The sequence below is a fragment of the Variovorax sp. VRV01 genome, assembly GCF_014852545.1.
Classification (GTDB): Bacteria; Pseudomonadota; Gammaproteobacteria; order Burkholderiales; family Burkholderiaceae_C; genus Variovorax; species Variovorax beijingensis_A.
Genome location: NZ_JACVBS010000006.1, coordinates 318,298 through 340,904, shown reverse-complemented (window position 1 = coordinate 340,904; position 22,607 = coordinate 318,298). Strand labels below are relative to the sequence as shown.

Below are 22,607 nucleotides of genomic sequence, written 5' to 3'. Positions count from 1 at the left end.
CCACCACCCGCACCGCCAGCGCCCCCGGCGCCGCCGGTGATCTGGCCGGCGTTGGTCACGGCGAGGGTGCTGCCGGCCAGCGTGGCACCGGCGCCGCCCGCGCCGCCGCCGCCGCCCGCGGCATTGCTTCGGGCCGGCAGCAGTTCGGATCCGCCCGCGCCGCCGGCACCGCCTGCGAGCGTGCCGCTGTTGCCGAAGCCGAGCCCCGGCGTTGCCGCGCTGATGAAGAATCCGCCGCCGCCACTGCCGCCGCCGCCGCCCTGCGAATAGGCGTCGCCGCCCTTGCCGCCGGCGCCGCCGGTGGAAGTGCCGGCCGCATCGTAGTTGTTGACCAGGCCGATCAGCGTGGATCCATAGCCGCCGGCGCCGCCGCCGCCGGCGGCCCAATAGCCGTTGCCGCCCGCGCCTCCGCTGCCACCGGTGTAGCTGCCCCAGGACGCGATGGTGGTGGAGCCCATCAAAAAGCCGTGGTATCCGCCGCCGCCGCCGCCCCCGTATCCATTGCCGTTGCTGAAATCGCCGGTCTGCGATTCGCCCGCGCCGCCATCGGCCCCCTGCAGCACGCCGGGGGAGACGATGGTGCTGGAGCTGCCCGCCGCACCGCCCGCGCCCGCGGTGGCGCCGCCGAAACTTCCGACGTCGGCGGCGGACCCCGCCGTGACCGCGGCATCGGTCGACGACCCGCCGTCCCCGCCGTGCGCGTTCACGGAGCTGTCGTTGAATCCGCCCGCGCCGCCGCTGCCGTTGCTGCCGCCGGTACCCGCATGCAGCGTGCTGTCCACGGGCTGGCCGCCCGCGCCGCCCCCGGCCAGGGTCGAGCCGGCACTCAGGCACAGCACCGCCATGGCAACGGCATGCAGGCCGGTCGTGCGCACATGGCCGCGTGCGATTTCTGGCGCGGCCACCCATGCGCGGAGCGCCGGATTCCAGAGGGTTCGGAAGGTCTTGTTCATGGATTTACCTTTTTCACGGCTTGTTTCCCTAAGTGATCTGCCAACTGGCGACGTCTGCTGTCCATGGCGGACCCAGGCGTTTTCCCGTGAAATCACTGTAGGAATTGCGGCGCCTGCGCACATGAGCGGTGCGTCCCTTCTGCGGGGAGACAAGCGTCCCGCCCGTGCGCGCCGCAGCCATGACAAAGCGCCTGCCGGCCGGGCTGCCTCTTGTCCTACAGGAAAGGCGCGGCCCAGCCGCGAGGATCGAGGGCATGAGCAATTCGATCTTTGCGTGGGTAAGTGCGGCCGCGTGCTGCGCAGCCGCCACCGCCGCGATGGCGGAGCCGGTGAAAGTGCCCCTGGACAGCGACGACAAGGGCACCATCTACGTGGCGCCCAACGTCAATTCCACTGAAACCTCGGCCTACACCAAGGGCGCGACCGTCGGCGTGCAGCGGCCCGACGGCAGCGGCAGCTACATCGGCACCGACACCTCCACGCCGCGGCCCACCTATTCGCTGGGCGCAAGCACGGGCGGCAATGTGTCGCTCACGGGCGGCGTGCTGACGGATGGCAAGAGCAACAACGGCGTGAAGGCCGGTGTGACGATCAAGTACTGAGATTCCTCAGGCGAGGTTCAGACGAAGGTGCCGTACACGATGAACCCGTCGTGCGTGGCGACCTTGTCGTAGAGCGCGCGTCCGGCAAGGTTGGTCACCTGCGTCTGCCAGTAAACGCGGTGCGCACCCACGCGCTTCACGTGCGCATACACGCCTTCGATCAACTGCCGCCCCACGCCCCGGCCGCGCTCCGACGGCAGCGTGAACAGGTCCTGCAGGTAGCAGTTCGGCTCGATGCGCGTGGTGCTGCGGTGAAAGAGATAGTGAGTGAGGCCCACCAGCCGGCCGTCGCGTTCGGCCACCAGCGCGTGCACCGGCTCGTAGGCGTCGAAGAAGCGCTGCCAGGTGACGCGCGTGATCTCCTCGGGCAGGGCCGTGGGGCCCTCGCGCTGGTAGAAGGCGTTGTAGCCGTCCCACAGCGGCTTCCATGCGGCGTAGTCGTCGGGCGTCGGAGGGCGGATCAGGAGCGAAGAAGTCATCATGCGTCGGTGGCCTGCACGTTGAAAACATGCGATTGCAACACGGCCCGGCTCAACGCGCGAAGAAATGCTCCAGTGCCTGCGTGGGCAATCGATGCCGCAGGCCGATGGCGACCACGCCGGCGCGCGCGTCACGTGGCGGTCTGGCCTTGCGCAGCGAGCCATGGCGGCCGGCGAACTGGACCTCGGACCATTCGTCGCCGTCCGCGCCCTGGCCGGTGCGCAGCAGGCCCTTGAGCCGCAGCACGCCCGGCGGCACGTCGCGCAGCCATGCGCGCAGCAGCTCGGCAGGGATGGCGGCCGCGGGCTGCGCGCTCCAGGTCTGGAACGTCGCGCCGTGGTCGGGGGCGTGGTGGTGGCCGTGGTCGTGGTCGTGTTCGCATTCGCCCGCGCAGGGCCCGCGACCCGCGGCCGGCAGCGCCAGGCCCGAGAGCAGCGCGAGCGGCACCGCGGACCGGGTGGCTTCGATGCGCGGCGTGCCGGGCGCGGTGGCCTCGGCCCAGGCGTTCGCCTGCGCGAGCGTGGCGGCATCCGCGAGGTCGGCCTTGTTGAGCACCACGAGGTCGGCGGATCTCACTTGCCGCGCCAGCGTGTCCGCCAGCAGCACGTCGCGCGATTGCTGCGCTACCGCGGCCGCATCGACCAGCACGATCACGCCCTCCAGGCTCAGCTCGGGCGCGGCCATGCCGATCTGCGCAATGCGCCATGGATCGGAAACGCCGCTGGCCTCGATCACCACCGCATCGAAGGGCGTGGCCGACTCGATGACCTGCACCAGCGCGCGGCCCAGGTCGTCGCCGATCTGGCAGCACACGCAGCCGTTGGTCAGGGCCAGCGTTTCGCCGTGGGTGGCGGCGACCAGCTCGGCATCGATGTTGAGCGCGCCGAAGTCGTTCACCAGCGCCGCGATGCGCAGGCCCTGCGCCTCGCGCAGCCAGCGGTTGAGCAGCGTGGTCTTGCCCGCGCCCAGGAAGCCGCCGATGACGGTGAGCGGCAAGCGCCTGTTCCCTTGCGTCACGCGATGCTCAATTTCTTTGTGCTTCGAACACGCGGCCCGACAGTACCGTGCCCCACACGCGCGCATCCTTCAGCGCCATCGGGTCCATCTCAAGCGGATCGTCTTCCAGCACGCAGAAGTCGGCGCGCTTGCCGCATTCGATGCTGCCGATCTCGCCGTCGAGCTTCAGCGTCCAGGCCGCGCCGAGCGTGATCGCATGCAGCGCCTGCGGCACCGAGATGCGCTCCGATTCGCCGAGCAGCCGGCCCTTGGGCGTGATGCGGTTCACGGCGCACCACGCGGTGAACAGCGGCCCGAGCGGCGTGACCGGCGCATCGGAATGGATGGCCAGCGGCACGCCGGCCGCCAGCGCGCTGCCGCAGGCATCGAGCCGGTTCGCGCGGTCGGGGCCCATGGTCATTTCGTAGTGCTGGTCGCCCCAGTACCAGAGGTGGTTGGCGAACAGGTTCGCGCCGAGGCCGAGCGACGCCATGCGCCGGAACAGCGGCGCATCGATCATCTGCCCGTGCTGCAGCGTGTGGCGGTGGTCGGGGCGCGGCGCGCGCGCGAGCACGCGCTCGATGGCGTCGATGGCCACCTCGCTGGCCTCGTCGCCATTGGTATGCGTGTGGATGGTGAGCCCTGCGCGATGGTAGGTCTCGAAGTCGGCCTCGTACTGCGCGGGCGCCGTCACCCAGATGCCGTTGGGCGCGCCGTTGAAATGCCCCGGCCAGCGCAGCCGCGCCGAGAAGCCCTGGATCGAACCGTCGAGCATCATCTTCACGAGGCCATAGCGCAGCCGGTCGGTGCTGCGCGGCACCAGCGCCCTGACATGTTCGGCGCCCTGGGCCGCGCCGTGCGTGCCGTGGAAAGCCTGGAACGCCGGCAGGATGCGCACCCCGAAGCCCTCGTCGCGCGTCGCGTTCTCGAGCACGCCGCAGTCTTCGTCGGTGAGCTTGTTGACGAGGTCGGTCGCGGTCGTCACGCCCTGCATGCAGGCCAGGCGCGCGAAGGAGCGCACGCCGGCCTCGGTCATCGGCGCGAGCAGGCCGGCATTGCCGATCCTGCGCAGCACCAGGAACATCGCGGCCGGCTCCTGCAGCTCGCCGGTGGGCTCGCCCGCCATCTCGCCGGCCGCGAACTTGACCACGCCCTCCACCTCGTTGTCGCGCGTGATGCCGGCGATGCGCAGCATGGCGCTGTTGACGTTCATCAGGTGGCCGTTGGCATGGCCGATGACGACCGGCCGCGTGGCGCTGGCGCGGTCGACGTGCGCGACCGTCATGCGCTCGCCGCCGAAGTAGATGGGATCGAAGCCCCAGGCGATCAGCGGCTCGGTGTCGGGAATGCCGTCGGCCGCCATCTGCGCGGTCACTTCGCGAAGGCGCGCCACCACCTCTTCCATCGAGCGCAGGCCGCTCCACACCTTGCCCTGGGGGTCGCGCCGGTCGAACCAGCCGAGGTACGTCCAGTCCCACATGCTGCCTTCCTTGAGGTGGCAGTGGCCCTCGACCAGGCCCGGCATCAGCACCTTGGCGGCAAAGCGCTCGTCGAGCGTGAAGGCGCCCCAGGCCTGCATGTCCGCGAGGGTGCCCACGGCCAGCACGCGGCCGCTGCGCACCGCCACGTGCGTGGCATGCGGCTGCATCGGGTTCATGGTGATGATCCTGCGCGCGGGGTAGACGGTGGTGATGGGGGTGCTCATGGCAGTTCAGGCATCGAAAGAGGAGGAAGGGCCGTGCCGTCGACGATATCGACTCGCCTGCAGCGTACCCAATGGTCGGGCGCCACTTCGCGCAGCGGCGGCAGCTCGGCCGCGCAGGCCGGCTCGGCCACGGGACAGCGGCCGGCAAAGCGGCAGCCGGGCGGCGGATTGATCGGACTCGGCGGATCGCCCTGGAGCCTGATGCGGCTGGCCGCGCGGCGGCGCCCGCCGCCCACGGTCGGCACGGCCGACATCAGCGCCACGCTGTAGGGGTGCAGCGGCCGCGCGAAGAAGCTGCGCCGTGGCGCGCGCTCCACGATCTGGCCGAGGTACATCACGGCGATGTCGTCGCAGATGTGCTCCACCACCGCCATGTCGTGCGAAATGAAGAGGTAGGTCAGCCCCAGTTCGCGCTGCAGCCGCACCAGCAGGTTCAGTATCTGCGCCCGTATCGCGATGTCCAGCGCCGACACCGGCTCGTCGCACACCACCAGCTCCGGGTTGGTGGCCAGCGCGCGCGCAATGTTGATGCGCTGGCGCTGCCCGCCCGAGAACTGGTGCGGGAACAGGTGCTGCTGCTCAGGCCGCAGGCCCACGGCCTCGAAGAGTTCGGCCACGCGGCGCGTGCGCTCTTCGGGCGTGCCCACCTGCATCAGCTCGAGCGGGGCGCGCACCGTGGCACCGGCGCGCTCGCGCGGATTCAGCGAGGAGAACGGGTCCTGGAAGATGATCTGCATGCGCGTGCGCGCCCGGCGCAGCGCCTCGCCCTGCAGCGCGCCCAGGTCGGTGTCGCCCAGCCGCATGCGGCCCGAGGTGACGGGCGAGAGCCGCATCACCGCGAGCGCGGTCGTGGTCTTGCCCGAGCCCGATTCGCCCACCACCGCCAGCGTGGTGCCCCGCCGGATCTCGAACGAGACACCGTCCACCGCCTTCACCACTTCCGCGGGCTTGCCCCAGCCTGCCTTGCCGCGCGCGAAGTGCACCTTGAGTTCGTCGACCGAGAGCAGCGTGTCGGCCTTGCCGATGAATGTCATGCGGCCTCCTTCATGCGCGCCTGCGGCGCCTCGGCATGCAGCCAGCAGGCGGCACCGTGCGGTGCGCCCGCGCCTCCTGCGGGGCCTTCGAGTGCGAACATCGGCGGCACCTCTGCGGCGCAGCGCGCCATCGCATGCGGGCAGCGCTCGCGGAATGCGCAGCCCCGGCCCAGCTCCCAGATCGACGGCACCACGCCCGCGATCTCGGCGAGTTCCGGCCGCGCGCCGTCGCCGAAGGCCGCGCTGCTGCCGAGTTCGGGCAGGCAATCGATCAGGCCGCGCGTGTAGGGATGGCCCGGCTGCGAAAGCACCTGTTCGGTGCTGCCCTGTTCGATCACGCGGCCCGCATACATCACCATCACGCGGTCGGCCATCTCGGCGACCGCGCCCATGTCGTGCGTGATGAGCATGATGGCCGTACCCTTCTCGCGCTGCAGCTCGCGCAGCAGGTCGAAGATCTGGGCCTGCACCGTCACGTCGAGCGCGGTGGTGGGCTCGTCGGCAATCAGGATGTCGGGCCGGCAGGCCAGCGCCATGGCGATCATCACGCGCTGGCGCATGCCGCCCGAGAGCTGGTGCGGGTACTCGTCGACGCGCCGCCCGGGCGCCGGAATGCCCACCTGCCGCAGCATCTCGATGGCGCGCTCGCGGGCCGCCTGGGCATTCATGCCCGCATGCAGCCGCAGCGATTCGCCGATCTGGTCGCCCACGGTGAACACCGGATTCAGCGAGGTCATCGGCTCCTGGAAGATCATCGAGATGCGGTTGCCGCGCACCTCGCGCATGCGGGCATCGTTGGCCTGCACCAGGTCTTCGCCCTGGAACATCACGCGCCCGCCGCTGATGCGGCCCGGCGGCGAGGGAACGAGCCGCAGCAGCGCGAGCGCGGTCATGCTCTTGCCGCAGCCCGATTCGCCGACCACGCACAGCGTCTCGCCGCTGCGGATCTCGAAGTCGACGCCGTTGAGCACCAGCGCCTGGCCGCGGCGGGTCTTGAACTCGACGTGCAGGTCCTGCACACGCAGCAGTGCGTCGTCGCTTGCCATCAGCGTTCCCTCAGCTTGGGGTTGAGGGCATCGTTGAGCCCGTCGCCGATCAGGCTCACGGCCAGCACGGTGATGAAGATGGCCGCCCCCGGAAAGGCCACCGCCCACCAGCACGACAGCACGTACTGCCGGCTCGAGCCGATCATCAGCCCCCAGCTCATCTGGTTGGGGTCGCCCAGGCCGAGGAACGACAGCCCGGCTTCGAACAAGACCGCCGCGCCGATGGCCAGCGTGGCCGAGACCACCAGCGGCGGCAGCGCGTTGGGAAGGATCACCTTCCAGATGATGCGGGTGTCGCGCGCGCCGATGGCGCGCTCGGCGCGAACGAATTCCAGGCCGCGGTACTTCATGAACTCGGCGCGCGTGAGCCGCGCGGTGCCGGTCCAGCTCATGATGCCGATGGCCAGCGTGACCGTCACCAGCGTGGGCGAGAACAGCGTGACCACCACCATCGCGAACAGCAGCGCGGGCAGCACCTGGAAGAACTCGGTCAGCTTCATCAGCGCCGCATCGACCTTGCCGCCGTAGTAGCCCGCGAAGGCGCCCAGCGTGATGCCGATCAGCACCGAAAGCAGCGCGGCCACCGCGCCCACCAGCAGCGTGGCGCGCCCGCCGTAGATCAATGTCGTGAGCACGTCGCGGCCGAGGTAGTCGGTGCCGAGCCAGGCTTCCTCGCTGAAAGGCGGCGTGAGCGGCGCAGCCTTGATCTCGAAGGGATCGGCCGGGTGGAACCAGGGTCCGGCAATGGCCACCGCCAGCATGGCGAGCAGCATCGCCATGCCCGCAATGGCCGCCGGATTGCGCAGGAACATGCGCATCGCCTCCATGCCGGGGTGCTCGACGCGCAGGGCCGGCTTCGCGGGCGCATCAGGTGCGGCGGAAACGGAGGGCATCGTTGCAAGCTTGTTCATGAGGCCTTGATCCGCGGATCGATGAAGCGATAGCACAGGTCGGTGAGCTGGTTCATCACCACCACCACGATGGAAGAGAAGAGCAGCACGCCGAGGATGGTCGGGTAGTCGCGCCGCAGCACCGACTCGAAGGCCAGCCGGCCGAGGCCCGGCCAGTTGAACACCGTCTCCACCAGGATCGCGCCGGCCAGCACATTGCCGAACTGCAGGCCCAGCACCGTGACCACCGGCAGCAGCGCATTGCGCAGCGCGTGCTTGTAGAGCACGACGCGGTCGGCCAGGCCCTTGGCGCGTGCGGTGCGGATGAAGTCGGAGCCCAGCACGTCGAGCATCGAGGAGCGCGCGAGCCGGCTGTATTGCGCGAGGTACACCAGGCTCAGCGTGAGCGTGGGCAGCACCAGGTGGTGTGCCACGTCGAGCACGTCCTTGAGCCCGCCGCCGGCCGAGTCGATGGAGCGCATGCCCGCCACCGGAAGAATGGGGAACACCGAGGCCAGCAGGATCACCAGCATGATGCCGAGCCAGAACACCGGCGCCGCGAAGCCCACCAGCGACAGCACCGTGATGAACTGCGAGAGCCAGCCATTGGGCCTGCGCGACGACAGCACGCCCAGCGCGGTGCCGGCGAAGAAGGCCAGCAGCACCGAACTGAGCACCAGCAGCAGCGTGGCCGGCACGCGCTCGGCAATCATGCGCGTCACGGGCAGGTTGAAGAAGTACGAGTAGCCCAGGTCGCCCCGCGCCACCTTGCCCAGGTACACGCCCAGCTGCACCGGCAGCGGCTCGTCGAGCCCGTACTGCTTGCGCAGCTGCGCCATCAGCTCGGGCGACATGCCGCCGCTGGCGCCGGCAATGGTCTCCACCGGGTCGCCCGGCGCCGCGTGCACCAGCACGAAGTTCAGCACCACCACCGCAAGCACCAGGCCCAGGGCCTGGAGCAGTCGCGAGGCGGCATAGCGCAATGTGCCCATGTCGTGCCGCCTTACTTGAGGTAGACCTCGTCCAGTGGCGACAGCGGCCCCCAGATGGTGGCGGGCACGTTGCCCACCTTCTTGCTCGCGATGGTGTGGTAGGGCACCTGGTTGATGAACTCGATCGGCAGCTCGTCGGTCACGATCTTCTGGAAGGTGGCGTAGTAGGCCTTGCGCTGCGTCGGGTCGATCAGCCCGCCCGCGGTGTTGAGCAACTCGTCGACCTTCGGGTTGGCATACGACTGGGTGTTGGTCCAGACGATGGGCTTGATGTTGGTCGACAGGTAGGTGCGATGCACGCCGATGATCGGGTCGCCCCAGTTGAACACCAGGTCCATCGACAGGTCGAAGTCGTGGGAGGCCAGCCGCTTGGCCCAGGCCGGGAAGTCGGCCGAGGCGCGCACCTCCACCGCGATGCCCACCTTCTTGAGCTGGCCGCGGATGTATTCGGCCACGTTCTTCTGCTGGTCGTCGGCGCCCGGCAGGTAGTCGATGGTGAGCTTGAAGCGCTCGCCGCCGGCGCCGGCCTTGTAGCCCGCGGCGTCGAGCATCTCGGCGGCCTTCTTGAGGTCCAGCGGATAGCGCACCAGGTCAGGCACCGCGAAGGGGCTGCTCGCCACCAGCGGACCGTCGGACACCGTGGCAAAGCCGCCCATCAGCGCCTTGGCGATGAAGTTCTTGTCGATGGCCGTGGCAATGGCCTTGCGCACCTGCACGTCCGAGAGAGGCTTCTTCGCCGTGTTGAAGGCCAGCCAGTTGAGCGCGCCGATGCCGTCGTAGCCCTTGGACGTGAGCGACACCTTGGGGTCGCTCGCGAAGCGCTTGAGGTCGGTGGGCAGCGTGGCGAAGGGCAGCATCTGCACGTCGCCGCGTTCCAGCCCGAGCACCAGGCTGGCCATGTCGGGCGTGACGTTGACGATCACCTTGTCGAGGTACGGCTTGCCGGGCAGGAAGAAGCGGTCGTTGCGCTCCAGCACGATGCGCTGCGCCGGCTTGAACTCGGTCAGCCGGAACGGGCCCGAGCCGACCACGTCGGTGGTGTTGCGCGGATGGTTCTTCAGCTCCTGGCCGTCGCCGTAGATGTGCTTGGGAAGAATGGGGCACAGCGCGGGCGACATCGCGAGCACGATGGCCGGGTGCGGCACGCTCATGCGGATGACGGCGGTGTAGGGGTCGGGTGTCTCCACCTTCTCGACCGGGCCGAGCATGGTGGTGAACGGATGGTTGGCCTTGATGGCCATGATCGAGAAGGCCACGTCGGCCGAGGTGACCGGCTTGCCGTCATGGAATACCGCGTCCTTGCGCAGCTTGAGCGTGAGCGACTTGCCGTCCTCCGACAGCTTCCATGTTTCGGCAAGGTAGGGCTGCGGGTTCCACTTGTCGTCGAAGCGCAGCGGGCTCGCGAAGATCTGCGTGGAAGGCAGCGCGGTGGCAATGCCCGACTGCACCGCGCCGTTCAGGTGCCGTGGCGTCTGCGTGCTGCCGATCACCAGCGTGCCGCCGCGCCTGGGCTGCTCCTCGGCGGCGGAGGCGGGCAGCGGCAGCAGGCTGCTCGCGGTCATCAGCGCGGCCGAGAGCAGGGTGGCGCGGCGCGCAAGGCGGAGAAGGGGCATGGCGGGACCTCTGGAAGTTCGACACAAGTCGGGCGGACGGATTCGGCCCGTGGGCCTTGTGCTCGAAGATAGGCGCTTGCCCCGTGCACGCGAAGAGCCAGCCGTGCGCGACCTGCAGGGCCAGAAGCCGCGGGTTTGCCCCGTTGTGCAGCGTTGCGATGCGCCACTTCGGTGAATGCGCACCGGACGCGCCGCTACTTCTCGTCGCGCAGCCAATACCACTTGTAGAGCATGCGCTGGCCGATGCGCCGGAACGGCGCGAAGGCGGGCGATTCCACCAGCCCCAGCACATTGGGAAAGGGCAGCGCAGACTTGTAGATGGGAAGCTCGAACACGTCCTTGCCCATGTCCTTGCCGGCCACGCGCTCGGCCAGCCGCTTGCCGGCCCAGGTCGAGAAGGACACGCCGTTGCCGCCATAGCCCACGGCATACCAGATCTTCCTGTCCGCTTCGGGCTGCGTGATGCGCGGCATCATGTCGTGGCTCATGTCGACCCAGCCCCACCACGAGTAGTCGATGCGGATGCCCGCGAGCGGCGGGAACTTGCGCGCGATGGCATCGGTGAGCAGCTTCAGGTGCACCGGGTGCTCGGCGTCGGCGCCGCTCACCGAGCTGCGGCTGCCGATCTGCAGCCGGTTGCCCTTGAGCAGCCGGTAGTAGAAGCGCAGCGTGCGCGTGTCGGTCAGGAAGGTCAGCGACCTGAAGTTGGTGGCCTGCAGCTCGGCCTCGGTGAGCGGGCGCGTGACCACCGAGTTGGAGAGGATCGGCATGATGCGGTTCTTCAGCAGCGGGCTCAGCGCCTGCCCGGTGTAGCCGCCGGTGCACACGGCCACGCGGCGCGCGCGCACCACGCCGCCGGGCGTCTGAAGGTGGTGCACGCCGTCGATGGTCTGCCAGCCCTGCACGGGGCTCGAGGTGTGCACCTTCACGCCCAGCGCACGGGCCCGGCGCATCAGGCCGAAGGTGAACTTCAACGGATGGATACCCACGCCTTCGGGCTCGAACATGGCGCCGGCCGCCTCGCGTTCGTCGCAGTAGTCGCGCCGCACTTCCTCGGCCGTCAGCATGCGGGTGGCGTAGCCGAACTGTTCGCGCATCACGCGCGCCTCGGCGTCGAGCACCGCGAGCTTTTCGGGGCGGTGCGCAAGATAGAGATGGCCGCCGTCGAAGGCGTCGCAGTCGATCTGGGTGGTGAGCTGCCTGAAGTTCTCGAAGCCGCCGCGGATCTCGGCGTCGAGCCGCCTGGCGGTGTCGAGGCCCCAGCGCTGGATCCACTGCGAGCGCTTGAGCCGGCCGCTGGCGTTCTGCCCCTGGCCGCCGCTGCGGCTGGAGCAGCCCCACGACGCCTGGTTGGCCTCGAGCACCGTGGCCTGGATGCCATGCTCCTGTGCGAGGTAGAGCGCGGTCGACATGCCGGTGGCGCCCGAGCCGATGATGGCCACGTCGACATCGACGTCGCGCAGCAGCGGGCCGTCGTCCTCGGGCGGCGTGCCGGCGCTGGCCACCCACCAGGTGGGTGCGTAGGCGCGGCCGGCACCGGGATCGGGTGCGACCAGCGGGTCGTAGCGCGGGTCGTAGGGCCGGCTCGCGGGCTGCTGCGGTTGCGAGGCCGGGAAGGGGGCGGTGCCGGACAGGGTCATGATGTGAAGGCTCCCGGAACGGCTGGCCTACCGGGTCGCCGGCAGGTTGGGGCGGGCCTTGCGGAACACGTTCTTCAGGTGGATCTTTCCGCCCCTGAAGGTGAAGACGTCGATGCCGTCGGTCTCGATGCGGCTGCCGTCGGCCGCGGTGCCCGTGAAGGTCCATTGCGAGGTGCCGAAATCGCCGTGCACGAAATGCCGGCCATTGATCCACTGCGCATCGGGCACGGCCTGCCATGCCGCCGCGAAGGCCTTGCGCACCGCCTCGGTGCCCACGTGGCGGGTGCCGCAGGCGTCGGGGCCGGCGGCAGTCTGGAAGATGCAGTCCTCGGTCATGAAGCCCATCAGCGCGTCGATGTCGTGGCGGTTCCAGGCATCGCTGAACGCGGCCAGGGTGTCGGTGGTGACGGAAGAAGAAGAGGAAGAAGGCTGTGCGGTCACGCGGAGCTCCGGGATTGAATGCCGCAAGCGTAGGCAGCCGGCCGTCCGCGCGATAGGGCCAGATGCGGGAATTCGACCGAGCCAGAACGCCGTGCTTGCCCTAAACTGCGGCGCACCATGGCCAACCCCAGAGCCACTCAATGGGCGCAGCTCTTCGCGCTGCCCGACCAGCCCGCCCTGCCGCTGCAGGCCCGCCTGCGCGCCGCCGTGGTGCAGGCCATCCTCGAAGACCACCTGAGCGCCGGCGCCTCGATGCCCTCGTCGCGCGAGCTTGCGGCGCTGCTGGGGCTGAGCCGCAACACGGTGACTTCGGCTTATCTGCAATTGATCGACGAGGGCTTTCTGGAGGCGCGCCCGCGCAGCGGCGTGTTCGTGGCGCGCAACGCGCGGCCACTGTCCGCTGCGCTTGCCGAGCCGCTGGTGGGCCGCAGCGGCCAGGCCAGCCAGCCTCCCGACTGGTCGGGGCGCGTGCTGCGTTCGCTGGAGGGCAAGCCCACGCTGTCGAAGCCCGACCGCTGGCGCGACTATCCGTTCCCGTTCGTCTACGGCAACTACGACCCGCAGCTTTTTCCGACCGAGGATTTTCGCGAGTGCTGCGCGCGCAGCCTGGCGCGCTCGCAGCTGCCGCACTGGACACCCGACTTCGAGACCGACGACGTGCCCGACCTGATCGAGCAGATCCGCACCCGCCTGCTGCCCAAGCGCGGCGTGTTCGCGCTGAAGGAAGAGATCCTGGTGACGCTCGGCGCGCAGCATGCCTACTACCTGCTGGCCGATGCGCTGTTCGACAAGCGCACCCGCGTCGGCCTGGAAGAGCCCGGCCATCCGCATGCGCGCAACAGCTTCTCGATGCGCAACCCCAAGTGGGTCGAGGTGGCCGTGGACGAGGAGGGCCTGGTGGTCGATGCGCTGCCCGCGGCCGACTACCTCTTCGTGACCCCTTCGCACCAGAGCCCGACCACCGCCACGCTGAGCCTGGAGCGCAGGCAGTGGCTGCTGCGCAAGGCCGAGCTCCAGGACTTCGTGATCATCGAGGACGACTACGAGGCCGAGAACCTGTACGAAGGCACGCCGATGCCGGCGCTCAAGAGCCTGGACAAGACCGGGCGCGTGATCTACGTGGGCTCGGTGTCGAAGAGCCTGTCGCCCGCGCTGCGGCTGGGCTTCATCGTGGCGCCGCGCGCGCTGATCAGGGAGCTGCGCGGCATACGGCATGCGATGGTCCGGCATCCGAGCGCCTTCCTGCAGCATGCGTATGCGCTGTTCCTTTCGCTCGGGCACCACGAGTCGCATGCGCGGCGCGTGAACCATGCGATGCAGGAGCGGCTGGCGCTGGCGGCCCAGGCGCTGCGCGAGCATCTTCCCGAGTTCGAGTTCACGCTGCCGCAGGGCGGGGCTTCGATCTGGGTGCGGGCGCCGGCGTGGGTCGACGCGGGCGAGCTGTCGCTGATGGCGCGCAGCCATGGGGTGCTGATCGAAGCGGGGGATGTGTTCTTTGCGAAACCGCCCTATCCGTGTCCGTTCTTTCGGCTGAGGTTGTCGTCCATTGCGGCTTCGCAGATTCCTTTGGGGATTCAGGCTTTGGGGATGGCTGTTGGGGAGTTGGCGTTGGCTCGGGGGGAGGTGAGGGCGCATTGAGTTTTTTTGTGTTCCGGGGGCCGGGTCTCGCCCCCCAAAAAACGCACCGCCCTCGTGCACACCCAACAGGCATCGCACCAGAACAAGGGTATTCACCGACAAGCTGGCTCCATACCCCCCACAGCGCTGGTACTTTCTGCAAAGACCCAACAGGTGCAAAGTCCGCCCAGACTCACCACCAGGAGAAAACAGATGACCATGCCCCAACGTCTTTCCCTGAAACGCGCAGCGCTCGCCGCCGCCGCGATGCTGATGATGAGCAGCGGCGCCGCGCTCGCACAGCAAGCCAAGGAACTCACCTTCGCCCACCAGGACATGCTGGTCCCCCTGCGCCTCGTCATGGAATCCGGCGAGGTCGAAAAAGCCACGGGCTACAAGATCAACTGGCGCATGTTCTCCGGCGGCGGCGACGTGATCCGGGCCATGGCGTCGGGCGACGTGCAGATGGGCGAAACCGGGTCCAGCCCGCTCACGGCCGCGGCCAGCCAGGGGCAGGACATCAAGCTGTTCTGGATCTCGGCCGACATCGCCAACGCCGAGGCGCTGGTTGCGCGCAACGCGTCGGGCATCAACAGCATGAAGGACCTGGCCGGCAAGAAGGTGGCCACGCCCTTCGTCTCGACCGCGCACTACCAGCTCATGGCCGGCATGAAGATGGACGGCGTCGACCCCAGGAGCGTCAACGTGATGAACATGCGCCCGCCCGAGATCGCGGCGGCCTGGGAGCGCGGCGACATCGACGCCACCTTCATCTGGGACCCGGTGCTTTCCAGGATCAAGGGCACGGGCAAGACCATCGCCACCTCGGGCAGTATCGGCAAGCGGGGTGCGCCCACGTTCGAGGGCATCGTGGTCAATGCCAAGTGGGCCGCGGCCAACGAGCCGTTCATGATCGCTTTCGTGAAGGCGCTCAACCGCGCGAACGAGGAATACAAGGCCACCGGCAAGAGCTGGACGCCCGATTCGCCGCAGACCAAGGCCATGGCCAAGTGGACCAAGGCCGATCCGAAGGACGTGTCGGCCGCAATGGCGCTCTACACCTTTCCGACCATGGCCGAGCAGGTCTCGCCCACCTGGCTGGGCGGCGGCGCAGCCAAGGCGATGGCGGGCACGGCGGCGTTCCTGAAGGAGCAGGGCCGGGTGCAGGAGGTCAAGCCCGACTACAGCGCCTTCGTGACCACGGCCTATGTCGAGAAAGCCATGGGGAAGTAAGCCGCATGCCCACGCTCGACATCCGCGACCTCACGGTCAACTACGCCGTCAAGGGCGGCACGCTGCAGGCGCTGGCCCCGGTGAACCTCACGATGCGCGACGGCGACTTCGTGGTGGCGCTTGGCGCCTCGGGCTGCGGCAAGACCACGCTGCTCAACAGCATTGCCGGCTTCCTGCCGCCTTCCACCGGCGACATCCTGCTCGACGGCAAGCCCGTGGTCGGCCCCGGCGCCGACCGCGGCGTGGTGTTCCAGAAGCATGCGCTGATGCCCTGGCTCAACGTGCGCGACAACGTGGCGCTGGGCCTGCGCCTGGCCGGCACAGGCAAGGCCGAGCGCGACCGCATCGCGGAAGAGAAGCTTGGGCTCGTCGGCCTGCAGCAGTACGCGGACCGCGCGGTGTACGAACTCTCGGGCGGCATGCAGCAGCGCGTGGGCATTGCACGCGCGCTGGCCAGCGACCCGGCCGTGCTGCTCATGGACGAGCCCATGGGCGCGCTCGACGCGTTCACGCGCGAGCAGGTGCAGGAGATCCTGCTCAAGGCCTGGTCCAAGTCGAACAAGATGGTGTTCTTCATCACCCACTCGGTCGAGGAGGCACTGTTCCTGGCCACGCGGCTGATCGTGATGAGCCCGAGCCCGGGGCGCATTTCGCACGTGTACGACGAGGTTCCGTTCTCGCGCCAGTTCCTGTCGCATGGCGACTCGCGCAAGGTGAAGTCGGAACCCGAATTCATCCGCATGCGCGAAGAGGTTCTTTCGATCATCCATCATCGCGAGGCTGCCCATGCCTGAGGCCACCATTGCAACGCCTGTCGCCATGACACCTCCTTCCAAGCCCGCCGCGCCGCCGCCGGTGGCGGCCGGCGCCAAGCTCAAGACCAGCGCCTTCAAGGTGCCGGGCGAGGGCTCGAGCCTGACCATCAGCGTGGTCACGGTGGTGGCGCTGGTCGCGCTGTGGTTCCTCGTGACCAACATGGGCTGGGTCAAGCCGCTGTTCCTGCCGACGCCGCAGGCGGTGTTCCAGCAGTTCTACGAATACCTCACGGGCCAGGCCAACGATAAGCCGCTATGGCAGCACTTCCTCGCGAGCATGTTCCGGGTCTTCTCGGCCTTCCTGCTGGCCTGCATCACGGCCATTCCGGTGGGCATTGCGATGGGCATGAGCCGCTTCTGGCGCGGCATCTTCGATCCGCCGCTGGAGTTCTACCGGCCGCTGCCGCCGCTGGCCTACCTGCCGCTGATCATCATCTGGTTCGGCATCGACGAGCTGCCGAAGGTGCTGCTGATCTTCCTGAGCTGCTTCGCGCCGCTGGCGCTGGCCGCGCGCTCGGGCATGCGCAGCGCGTCGCAGGAGCAGATCAATGCCGCGTATTCGATGGGCGCGAGCTATATGCAGGTGATCCGGCACGTCATATTGCCCTCGGCCCTGCCCGACATTCTGGTGGGCATGCGCATCGCCATCGGCTTCGGCTGGACCACGCTGGTGGCGGCCGAGATGGTGGCGGCCAACATGGGCCTGGGCCAGATGGTGCTGAACGCGTCGAACTTCCTGCGCACCGACATCGTCATCATGGGCATCATCGTCATCGGGGTGGTGGCCTATCTGTTCGACCTGCTGATGCGGTGGCTCGAGCGGCGTCTTGTTCCCTGGAAAGGGCGAATGTAGGCGGCACCACGCGCGGCAGCGGCGGCATCGCCGGCATGACGGGCAGCTCGCCCGCGGCGCCCATCGACTGCTCCAGGAAGTCCAGCATCGCGCGCATTGCGGCGCTGTTGTGGCGGCGCTGCGAATATGCCGCGTACAGCCAGTGCTCGCGCGGCATGTGCTCGCGCAGCACCGGCACCAGCGCGCCGCGCTCCAGGTGCGACTGCGCCAGCGGCTCGGGCACGTAGGCCACGCCCACGCCGCGCAGCGCCAGCTCGATCAGGGCCACGGCGTCGTTGGCTTCCATGCGGCTGTGCACGGGCACGTCGTACGGCTTGCCGTCGGTCTCGAAGGGCAGGTGGGTGGTCGGCTTCGCCGAGTAGCTCAGCACATCGTGCCGGCCCAGCTCCTCGGGCGTCTGCGGCATGCCGCGCTGGGCCCAGTAGGCCGGCGTGGCGCAGACCACCATGTCGAACTGCACCAGCCGGCGCACGATCAGGTTCATGTCGTCGATGCGCCCGCCGGTCAGGTGGATGTCGATGCCTTCCTCGATCAGGTCAAGGTCGTCGTTGGTGAACACCAGGCTCACGTACACGTCCGGGTAGCGCTTGATGAAATCGGCGATCACGTCCGAGAGCCAGCCGCAGATCAGCCCGTGCGGTGCGCTCATGCGCAGCCGCCCCTGCGGGTGCGAGCCATGGGCCTGCAGGTCGTTCAGCGTGTTCTCGGCCATGGCCACCAGCTCGGTGCTGCGGTCGAGCAGCACCTGCCCGGCATCCGTCAGGCTCAGCGAACGCGTGGAGCGGTTCAGCAGGCGCACGCCGCTGCGGGTTTCGAGCTCCGCCACGTAACGGCTGACCGTGGCTTTCGACATGCCCAGCGAAATCGCCGCGCGGGAGAAGCTGCGCCGGAACGCGACTTCACGGAATGTTTTGATGAGATCGAGGCCGTCCATGGTGGACGCATTGTTCCAGCATCGGGGGAGGGGCCGCAGGCCGTAGGGGCATCCCCCCGTTTCGCCTCTTCAGCGTGCGCGCTGTTTCGCCACGAACTCCGGGGTCACCGTGCCCTGCTTGTTCCCGAACTGCGCAATGACGTAGTTGGCGAGCGCCGCGACCTCGGTGTCCGTGTAGGCCTTGCCGAACGCCGGCATGTAGACCTCGTCGCCGCGCACGCGCATCTTCACGCCCTGCAGGATCATCTGCGTGACGTTGGAGCCGTCCGGGTCGTTCACGCCGCGCGCCCCCAGCAGCGACGCGTTGGCGCTCTGCTGGCCTTGTCCGTTCCACTGGTGGCAGCTCGCGCACGCCGCCGCGAAGAGCCTGAGCCCCTGCTCGTGGCCTTCGGCCGTGTTGGCGGCGGGCGCTGCCGCGCTCGCGGCCAGGGCCCACGGCGCCTTCGCATCGACTTCGATCGGATTCTTTCCGGCCTTCGCGGGCACCGTGCGCAGATAGCTCACGAGCGCCGAGGCGTCTTCCGGCTTCAGGTACTGCAGGCTGTGCTCCACCGCCTCGCCCATCGGCCCCGAGGCCGAGCCGCGGCCCTCCGCGTGGCCGGTCGTCAGGTACGAGGCAATCTCGGCATCGCTCCAGGCGCCGATGCCGTGCTTCGCATCCGAGGTGATGTTGTAGGCGCGCCAGCCCTGGATCGATTCGCCCGCAAGGTTGTTGCCCGCATCCATCGCGAAGGCGAAGTTGCGCGGCGTATGGCATTCCGCGCAGTGGCCGAGCGCCGTGGCGAGGTACTTGCCCTGGTTCCACGCGGGCGGCTTCGACGCATCGGCCTCGAAGCGGCTGCTCTTGAAGAAGGCCGCGTTCCAGAAGCCCATCGCCCAGCGCTGGTTGAACGGGAAGCCCAGGTCGGCCTCCCGGTTCGGCTGGCTCACCTTGGGCAGGCTGAACAGGTAGGCCTTGATCGCGAGCACGTCATTGCGGCTCAGCGCGGTGTACGAGGTGTACGGGAACGCCGGGTACAGGCGCTTTCCGTCCGCGCGCACGCCGTCGTGCAGCGCGCGCACGAAGTCGTCGTCGCTCCATTTGCCGATGCCCGTTTCGGGGTCCGCGGTGATGTTCGACGAGTAGATCGTGCCGAAAGGCAGCACGAAGGGCAGGCCGCCGGCGAAGGGCTGTCCCTTGCCGGGCACCGTGTGGCACGCGACGCAGTCGGCCGCCTTGGTGAGGTATTCGCCGCGCACGAGCAGCGCCGCATTGCCGGGCGCACCGGCCAGCACCGGCGCTTCGCCTTCGGACTTGTCGGTGCGGTTCAGGAAGAAATACAGCGCCACGCCCACGACGAACACCGCCACCAGCACGTTGAGTAGCCGCTTCATGCTGCGCTCCTTGCGCCGGGCCCGGCGGGCTTGGCACCGGCAATTTTCTTCTTCAGCGCCTCCTTGTCCTGCGCCAGCAGTGCGCGGTTCACCGGCAGCGCGCGCAGTCGCACGCCCGTCGCCGCGAAGATCGCGTTGGCCAGCGCCGGCGCGGCGATGGCGGTGCCGACTTCGCCGATCCCGCCGGGCGCTTCGCCGCTCTTGACGGTGTGGACCTCGACCGGCGGCGCTTCGTTGATGCGCAGCATCCGGTAGTCGTGGAAGTTGCTCTGCTCGATGGCCCCCTCGCGCAGCGTGATCTCGCTGAAGAGCGCCGCGCTCAGCCCGAACAGCAGCCCGCCCTGGATCTGCGCCTCGATGGAACCCGCGTTCACGGCAATGCCGCAATCGACCGCGACCTCCGCACGCCGCATGCGAACCTCGCCCTGCGGCGTGACCTCGGCCTCGACAATCGCGCACACGCGGCTGCCGAAGGCATCGCCCACGGCCACCCCACGCCCGACGCGCGCCGGCAGCGTACCCGCCCCCCAGCCGATCTTGCTGGCTGCCAGGTCGAGCACCGCGAGCGTGCGCGGGTTCTTCTTCAGCATGGCGCGCCGGTAGGCCACGGGGTCCTTCTTCGCGCGTTGCGCCAGCTCGTCGATGAAGCTCTCCATCACGAAGAGGTTGTGCGTCGGACCCACGCCGCGCCACCAGCCGACGTTGAGTCCGGCCGGCATGTCGTGCCGCACCCACTCCACCTTGAGGTTCGGCAGGTCGTAGCAGGGTTCGGCGACGCATTCGATCAAATCGCTGTCCATGCCGTCCTTGCCCATGAAGGCGGGGGCCCAGCGGCCCAGCACCGTGCCGCCCGCGATGCGGTCGCCGAACCAGAGAATCTGGCCGTCGCCATCGACCACGGCCGAGATGTCGTCGTGGTACATCGGGCGCACGATGTCGTGGCGGATGTCTTCCTCGCGCGTCCACACCACCTTGAGCGGGTAGGGCACCTGTTTCGCGAAGGCCACGGCCTGCTCGACCGAATCGGTCTCGAGCCGGCGGCCGAAGCCGCCGCCCAGGTACTGGTTGTGCAGCACGACCTTGTCTTCGGCAATGCCGGCGATCTTGGCCGCGGCGCTCACGCAGCGCGTCGGCACCTGCGTGCCGACCCAGATCTCGCACTGGTCGGGCCGCACGTGCACCGTGGTGTTGAGCGGCTCCATGGTCGCGTGGGCCAGCATCGGCAGGTCGTAGGTGGCCTGCACCAGCGTGCCCTCGGGCCGCTTGCCGGTTTCCTTGCCGACGATGGCCTTGTCCTTCGCCAGCGCGTTGGCCAGCGCCGCGCGCAGCTGCTGCGTGGTGAGTGCGGCGTTCTGGCCTGGCGTCCACTGGATGTTCAATGCATCGAGGCCGCGCTTCGCGGCCCAGAAATGCTCGCCCACCACGGCCACCGCGTCCTTGATGCGCAGCACGTCGATCACGCCGGGAATCGCCCGCGCTGCCTTGTCGTCCACCGAGGCCAGCACGCCTCCGAGCGTGGGGCAGGCCCTGACCGTCGCCACCTTCATGCCCGGCAGGCGCACGTCGATGCCGAACTGCGTCGTGCCGTCGACCTTGCCGGCCGAATCGACCCGCCGCAGCGGCTGGCCGATCAGCTTGAAATCCTTCGGCTCCTTCAGCGTCACCTTCGCCGGCATCGGCAATTTGGCGGCGGCGCCGGCCAGCGCGCCGAAGCCGAGCTGCCGGTTGGATGCCGCATGGCTCACCACGCCGCGCGCGACCGTGCAGCTCGCAGGGTCGACCTTCCACTGCTCTGCAGCGGCGCTCACCAGCAGCGTGCGCGCCACGGCGCCCGCCTCGCGCAGCACGCCGTAGGTGCCGCGCGTGCTGGTCGAGCCGCCGGTGATCTGGCCGCCGAGCAGCGGCATGCCGTAGAGCGCCTCGTTCGGCGGCGAATGCTCCACGCGCACCTGGTCGAGCTCGACGCCGAGTTCCTCGGCCAGCAGCATCGCCGAGCCGGTGTAGATCGCCTGGCCCATCTCGGCCATCGGCATCACGAGGCGCACGCCGCCATCGGCATCGATGCGGATGAAGGCATTCGGCGCGAACGCGGGGTTGCCGTCCGCGAGCGCGGCGGCCGCATCGGCAGCTTGCTGCCGGGGGCTGATCGCCGCGAAGGCCTTGCTGCCGCCGACCCAGGTGAAGGCCAGCGCCAGGCCACCGGCCTGCAGGGCGCTGCGCCGGCTGATGCCTGCGGCGGGCTTCACGATGCGCTCCTTGCCGGCATCGCGACTACCGACTGCAGCACTTCGGCCTTGCCGGTGGCGGCCTGCTTGATGGCCGCGCGGATCCGCGAGTAGGTACAGCACCGGCAGACGTTGCCCGCCATGGCCAGGTCGATGTCGGCGTCGCTCGGGTGGGGCGTGCGCTGGATCAGCGCGGCCGCCGACATGATCTGTCCCGATTGGCAGTAGCCGCATTGCACGACATCGACGTCGAGCCAGGCCTTCTGGATGCTCTTGCCCGCGGGGGTCTGCGAGACGGCCTCGATGGTGGTGACGGCCTTCTTGCCGATCGAGCCGACCGGCAGCACGCATGAACGCACGGGCTGGCCGTCGAGGTGCACGGTGCAGGCGCCGCACTGCGCAATGCCGCAACCGAACTTGGTGCCGGTGAGGCCGACGATGTCGCGCAATGCCCAGAGCAGGGGCATGTCTTCCGGCGCGTCGAGGGCAACGGACTGGCCGTTGATGTTGAGATCGATCATGGGCCCCGCCTTTCTTCTGGTTCGCCGTGGGTGGCAGCGAACCATAGCGCGACTTCGGAAAGCGCGCTTGGCAGGCAGCGCAACGCTCGACCGGGTGGCCCGGACTTCATCGACGGGTGCTCATCGAAAGCACCCGAAGGTATTCATCGCCGCGCGGAAACGGCGGCCGAGACCCCGCAGGGGCGTCAGGCAGGCACCTTCTGCGCGGCCGGAGCTTCCAGCGGCGGCGTGCCGGTCTTGAACATGCCCGCCAGTTGCTTGCGAAACTCCGGCGTGTCGGTATGGCCGTGGACGGCCACGGCATGCTGGACGGCGGCTTCGAGCAGCTCGCCCTCGGTGTCGGCAGAGAGCGCGACACTGCAGTTCATCGTGCTTGGAAACTCGCGGCAGTCGATGTATTGGCGTGACATGGTGGCTCCTGGAATGTCCTTACGGACGTGTTTCGAAGACCGGGCCGGTGGAAGGGGGCTGGCTCGAGGCTACCCCTGGACGCGTCAGGGGGTGTTTCATCGATGGCCATGTGTATCCCCTTCGCCGGCAGGCGATCTGCGCGCCCTTGCGTGCCTATACTGGGTCGCGGCCAAGGGCCTGCAAGCATCCTGCGTCTCGATGCGTGCGGGCGCCATACGCAGCAATGCGTATG

At 68.9% G+C, this 22,607-nt stretch carries 21 protein-coding genes; 5 read left to right on the top strand and 16 right to left on the bottom strand.

Going from position 1 to position 22,607, the window contains the following annotated elements:
- A partial coding sequence (locus IB278_RS13765) for an ESPR domain-containing protein (protein ID WP_225612878.1) occupies positions 1-953 on the bottom strand: 953 nt, incomplete at its 3' end.
- A 254-nt stretch (positions 954-1,207) separates the two neighbouring features.
- On the opposite strand from IB278_RS13765, the gene IB278_RS13760 reads away from it, so the two are divergent.
- Positions 1,208-1,555 (top strand): hypothetical protein, encoded by a 348-nt coding sequence (locus IB278_RS13760; protein WP_145747528.1) that lies wholly within the window; start codon positions 1,208-1,210, stop codon positions 1,553-1,555.
- A gap of 17 nt (positions 1,556-1,572) precedes the next feature.
- Here IB278_RS13760 and IB278_RS13755 read toward each other — a convergent pair whose 3' ends face one another.
- The 10 genes from IB278_RS13755 to IB278_RS13710 all read right to left on the bottom strand — a co-directional run bounded on the left by IB278_RS13755 (position 1,573) and on the right by IB278_RS13710 (position 12,392).
- Positions 1,573-2,034: a GNAT family N-acetyltransferase gene (locus IB278_RS13755; protein ID WP_370878887.1), complete on the bottom strand. Its 462-nt coding sequence runs from the start codon at positions 2,032-2,034 to the stop codon at positions 1,573-1,575.
- Positions 2,035-2,086: 52 nt separating this feature from the next.
- Entirely contained in the window at positions 2,087-3,031 is a 945-nt protein-coding gene (locus tag IB278_RS13750) for a CobW family GTP-binding protein (protein WP_225612877.1), read from the bottom strand.
- Positions 3,032-3,059: 28 nt separating this feature from the next.
- Positions 3,060-4,736, bottom strand: coding sequence for an amidohydrolase (locus tag IB278_RS13745; protein WP_192323670.1), 1,677 nt, complete (start codon positions 4,734-4,736; stop codon positions 3,060-3,062).
- Entirely contained in the window at positions 4,733-5,770 is a 1,038-nt protein-coding gene (locus tag IB278_RS13740) for an ABC transporter ATP-binding protein (RefSeq protein ID WP_192323669.1), read from the bottom strand. The genes IB278_RS13745 and IB278_RS13740 overlap by 4 nt, the downstream gene beginning before the upstream one ends.
- Positions 5,767-6,816 carry an ABC transporter ATP-binding protein gene (locus IB278_RS13735; protein WP_145747523.1) on the bottom strand — a complete coding sequence of 350 codons (1,050 nt, stop codon included), beginning with the start codon at positions 6,814-6,816 and terminating at the stop codon, positions 5,767-5,769. Before IB278_RS13735 ends, IB278_RS13740 begins: the two co-directional genes overlap by 4 nt.
- A complete protein-coding gene (locus IB278_RS13730; protein WP_145747522.1) occupies positions 6,816-7,727 on the bottom strand; it encodes an ABC transporter permease in 912 nt (303 codons plus the stop codon). Before IB278_RS13730 ends, IB278_RS13735 begins: the two co-directional genes overlap by 1 nt.
- The gene (locus IB278_RS13725) at positions 7,724-8,698 is read right to left on the bottom strand and encodes an ABC transporter permease (RefSeq protein ID WP_192323668.1); all 975 of its coding nucleotides are present in this window, start codon (positions 8,696-8,698) and stop codon (positions 7,724-7,726) included. The genes IB278_RS13730 and IB278_RS13725 overlap by 4 nt, the downstream gene beginning before the upstream one ends.
- Positions 8,699-8,709: 11 nt before the next feature.
- Entirely contained in the window at positions 8,710-10,311 is a 1,602-nt protein-coding gene (locus IB278_RS13720; protein WP_192323667.1) for an ABC transporter substrate-binding protein, read from the bottom strand.
- A gap of 194 nt (positions 10,312-10,505) precedes the next feature.
- On the bottom strand, positions 10,506-11,951 hold the full coding sequence (locus IB278_RS13715) for an NAD(P)/FAD-dependent oxidoreductase (protein ID WP_192323666.1): 1,446 nt from the start codon (positions 11,949-11,951) through the stop codon (positions 10,506-10,508).
- A gap of 27 nt (positions 11,952-11,978) precedes the next feature.
- On the bottom strand, positions 11,979-12,392 hold the full coding sequence (locus tag IB278_RS13710; RefSeq protein ID WP_192323665.1) for a nuclear transport factor 2 family protein: 414 nt from the start codon (positions 12,390-12,392) through the stop codon (positions 11,979-11,981).
- 117 nt (positions 12,393-12,509) lie between these two features.
- Here IB278_RS13710 and IB278_RS13705 point away from each other — a divergent pair, with 117 nt between their 5' ends.
- The 4 genes from IB278_RS13705 (at position 12,510) to IB278_RS13690 (ending at position 16,910) form a co-directional block, all read left to right on the top strand.
- Positions 12,510-14,030: a PLP-dependent aminotransferase family protein gene (locus IB278_RS13705; protein ID WP_192323664.1), complete on the top strand. Its 1,521-nt coding sequence runs from the start codon at positions 12,510-12,512 to the stop codon at positions 14,028-14,030.
- Positions 14,031-14,222: 192 nt separating this feature from the next.
- A complete protein-coding gene (gene tauA, locus IB278_RS13700) occupies positions 14,223-15,242 on the top strand; it encodes a taurine ABC transporter substrate-binding protein (protein WP_192323663.1) in 1,020 nt (339 codons plus the stop codon).
- Between the two features lie 5 nt (positions 15,243-15,247).
- Positions 15,248-16,036, top strand: coding sequence for a taurine ABC transporter ATP-binding protein (locus tag IB278_RS13695; protein WP_145747515.1), 789 nt, complete (start codon positions 15,248-15,250; stop codon positions 16,034-16,036).
- Entirely contained in the window at positions 16,029-16,910 is an 882-nt protein-coding gene (locus tag IB278_RS13690) for an ABC transporter permease subunit (protein WP_145747514.1), read from the top strand. The genes IB278_RS13695 and IB278_RS13690 overlap by 8 nt, the downstream gene beginning before the upstream one ends.
- Here the strand turns inward: IB278_RS13690 and IB278_RS13685 are convergent.
- The 5 genes from IB278_RS13685 to IB278_RS13665 form a co-directional block, all read right to left on the bottom strand.
- On the bottom strand, positions 16,828-17,844 hold the full coding sequence (locus IB278_RS13685) for a LysR family transcriptional regulator (protein WP_145747513.1): 1,017 nt from the start codon (positions 17,842-17,844) through the stop codon (positions 16,828-16,830). The two genes, IB278_RS13690 and IB278_RS13685, sit on opposite strands and share 83 nt — an antisense overlap.
- 69 nt (positions 17,845-17,913) lie before the next feature.
- The gene (locus IB278_RS13680) at positions 17,914-19,218 is read right to left on the bottom strand and encodes a c-type cytochrome (protein WP_145747512.1); all 1,305 of its coding nucleotides are present in this window, start codon (positions 19,216-19,218) and stop codon (positions 17,914-17,916) included.
- Entirely contained in the window at positions 19,215-21,464 is a 2,250-nt protein-coding gene (locus IB278_RS13675; protein ID WP_192323662.1) for a xanthine dehydrogenase family protein molybdopterin-binding subunit, read from the bottom strand. The genes IB278_RS13680 and IB278_RS13675 overlap by 4 nt, the downstream gene beginning before the upstream one ends.
- Entirely contained in the window at positions 21,461-21,964 is a 504-nt protein-coding gene (locus tag IB278_RS13670; RefSeq protein WP_145747510.1) for a (2Fe-2S)-binding protein, read from the bottom strand. The genes IB278_RS13675 and IB278_RS13670 overlap by 4 nt, the downstream gene beginning before the upstream one ends.
- A gap of 185 nt (positions 21,965-22,149) precedes the next feature.
- Positions 22,150-22,374 (bottom strand): DUF1059 domain-containing protein, encoded by a 225-nt coding sequence (locus IB278_RS13665; protein WP_145747509.1) that lies wholly within the window; start codon positions 22,372-22,374, stop codon positions 22,150-22,152.
- Positions 22,375-22,607 lie beyond the last annotated feature (233 nt).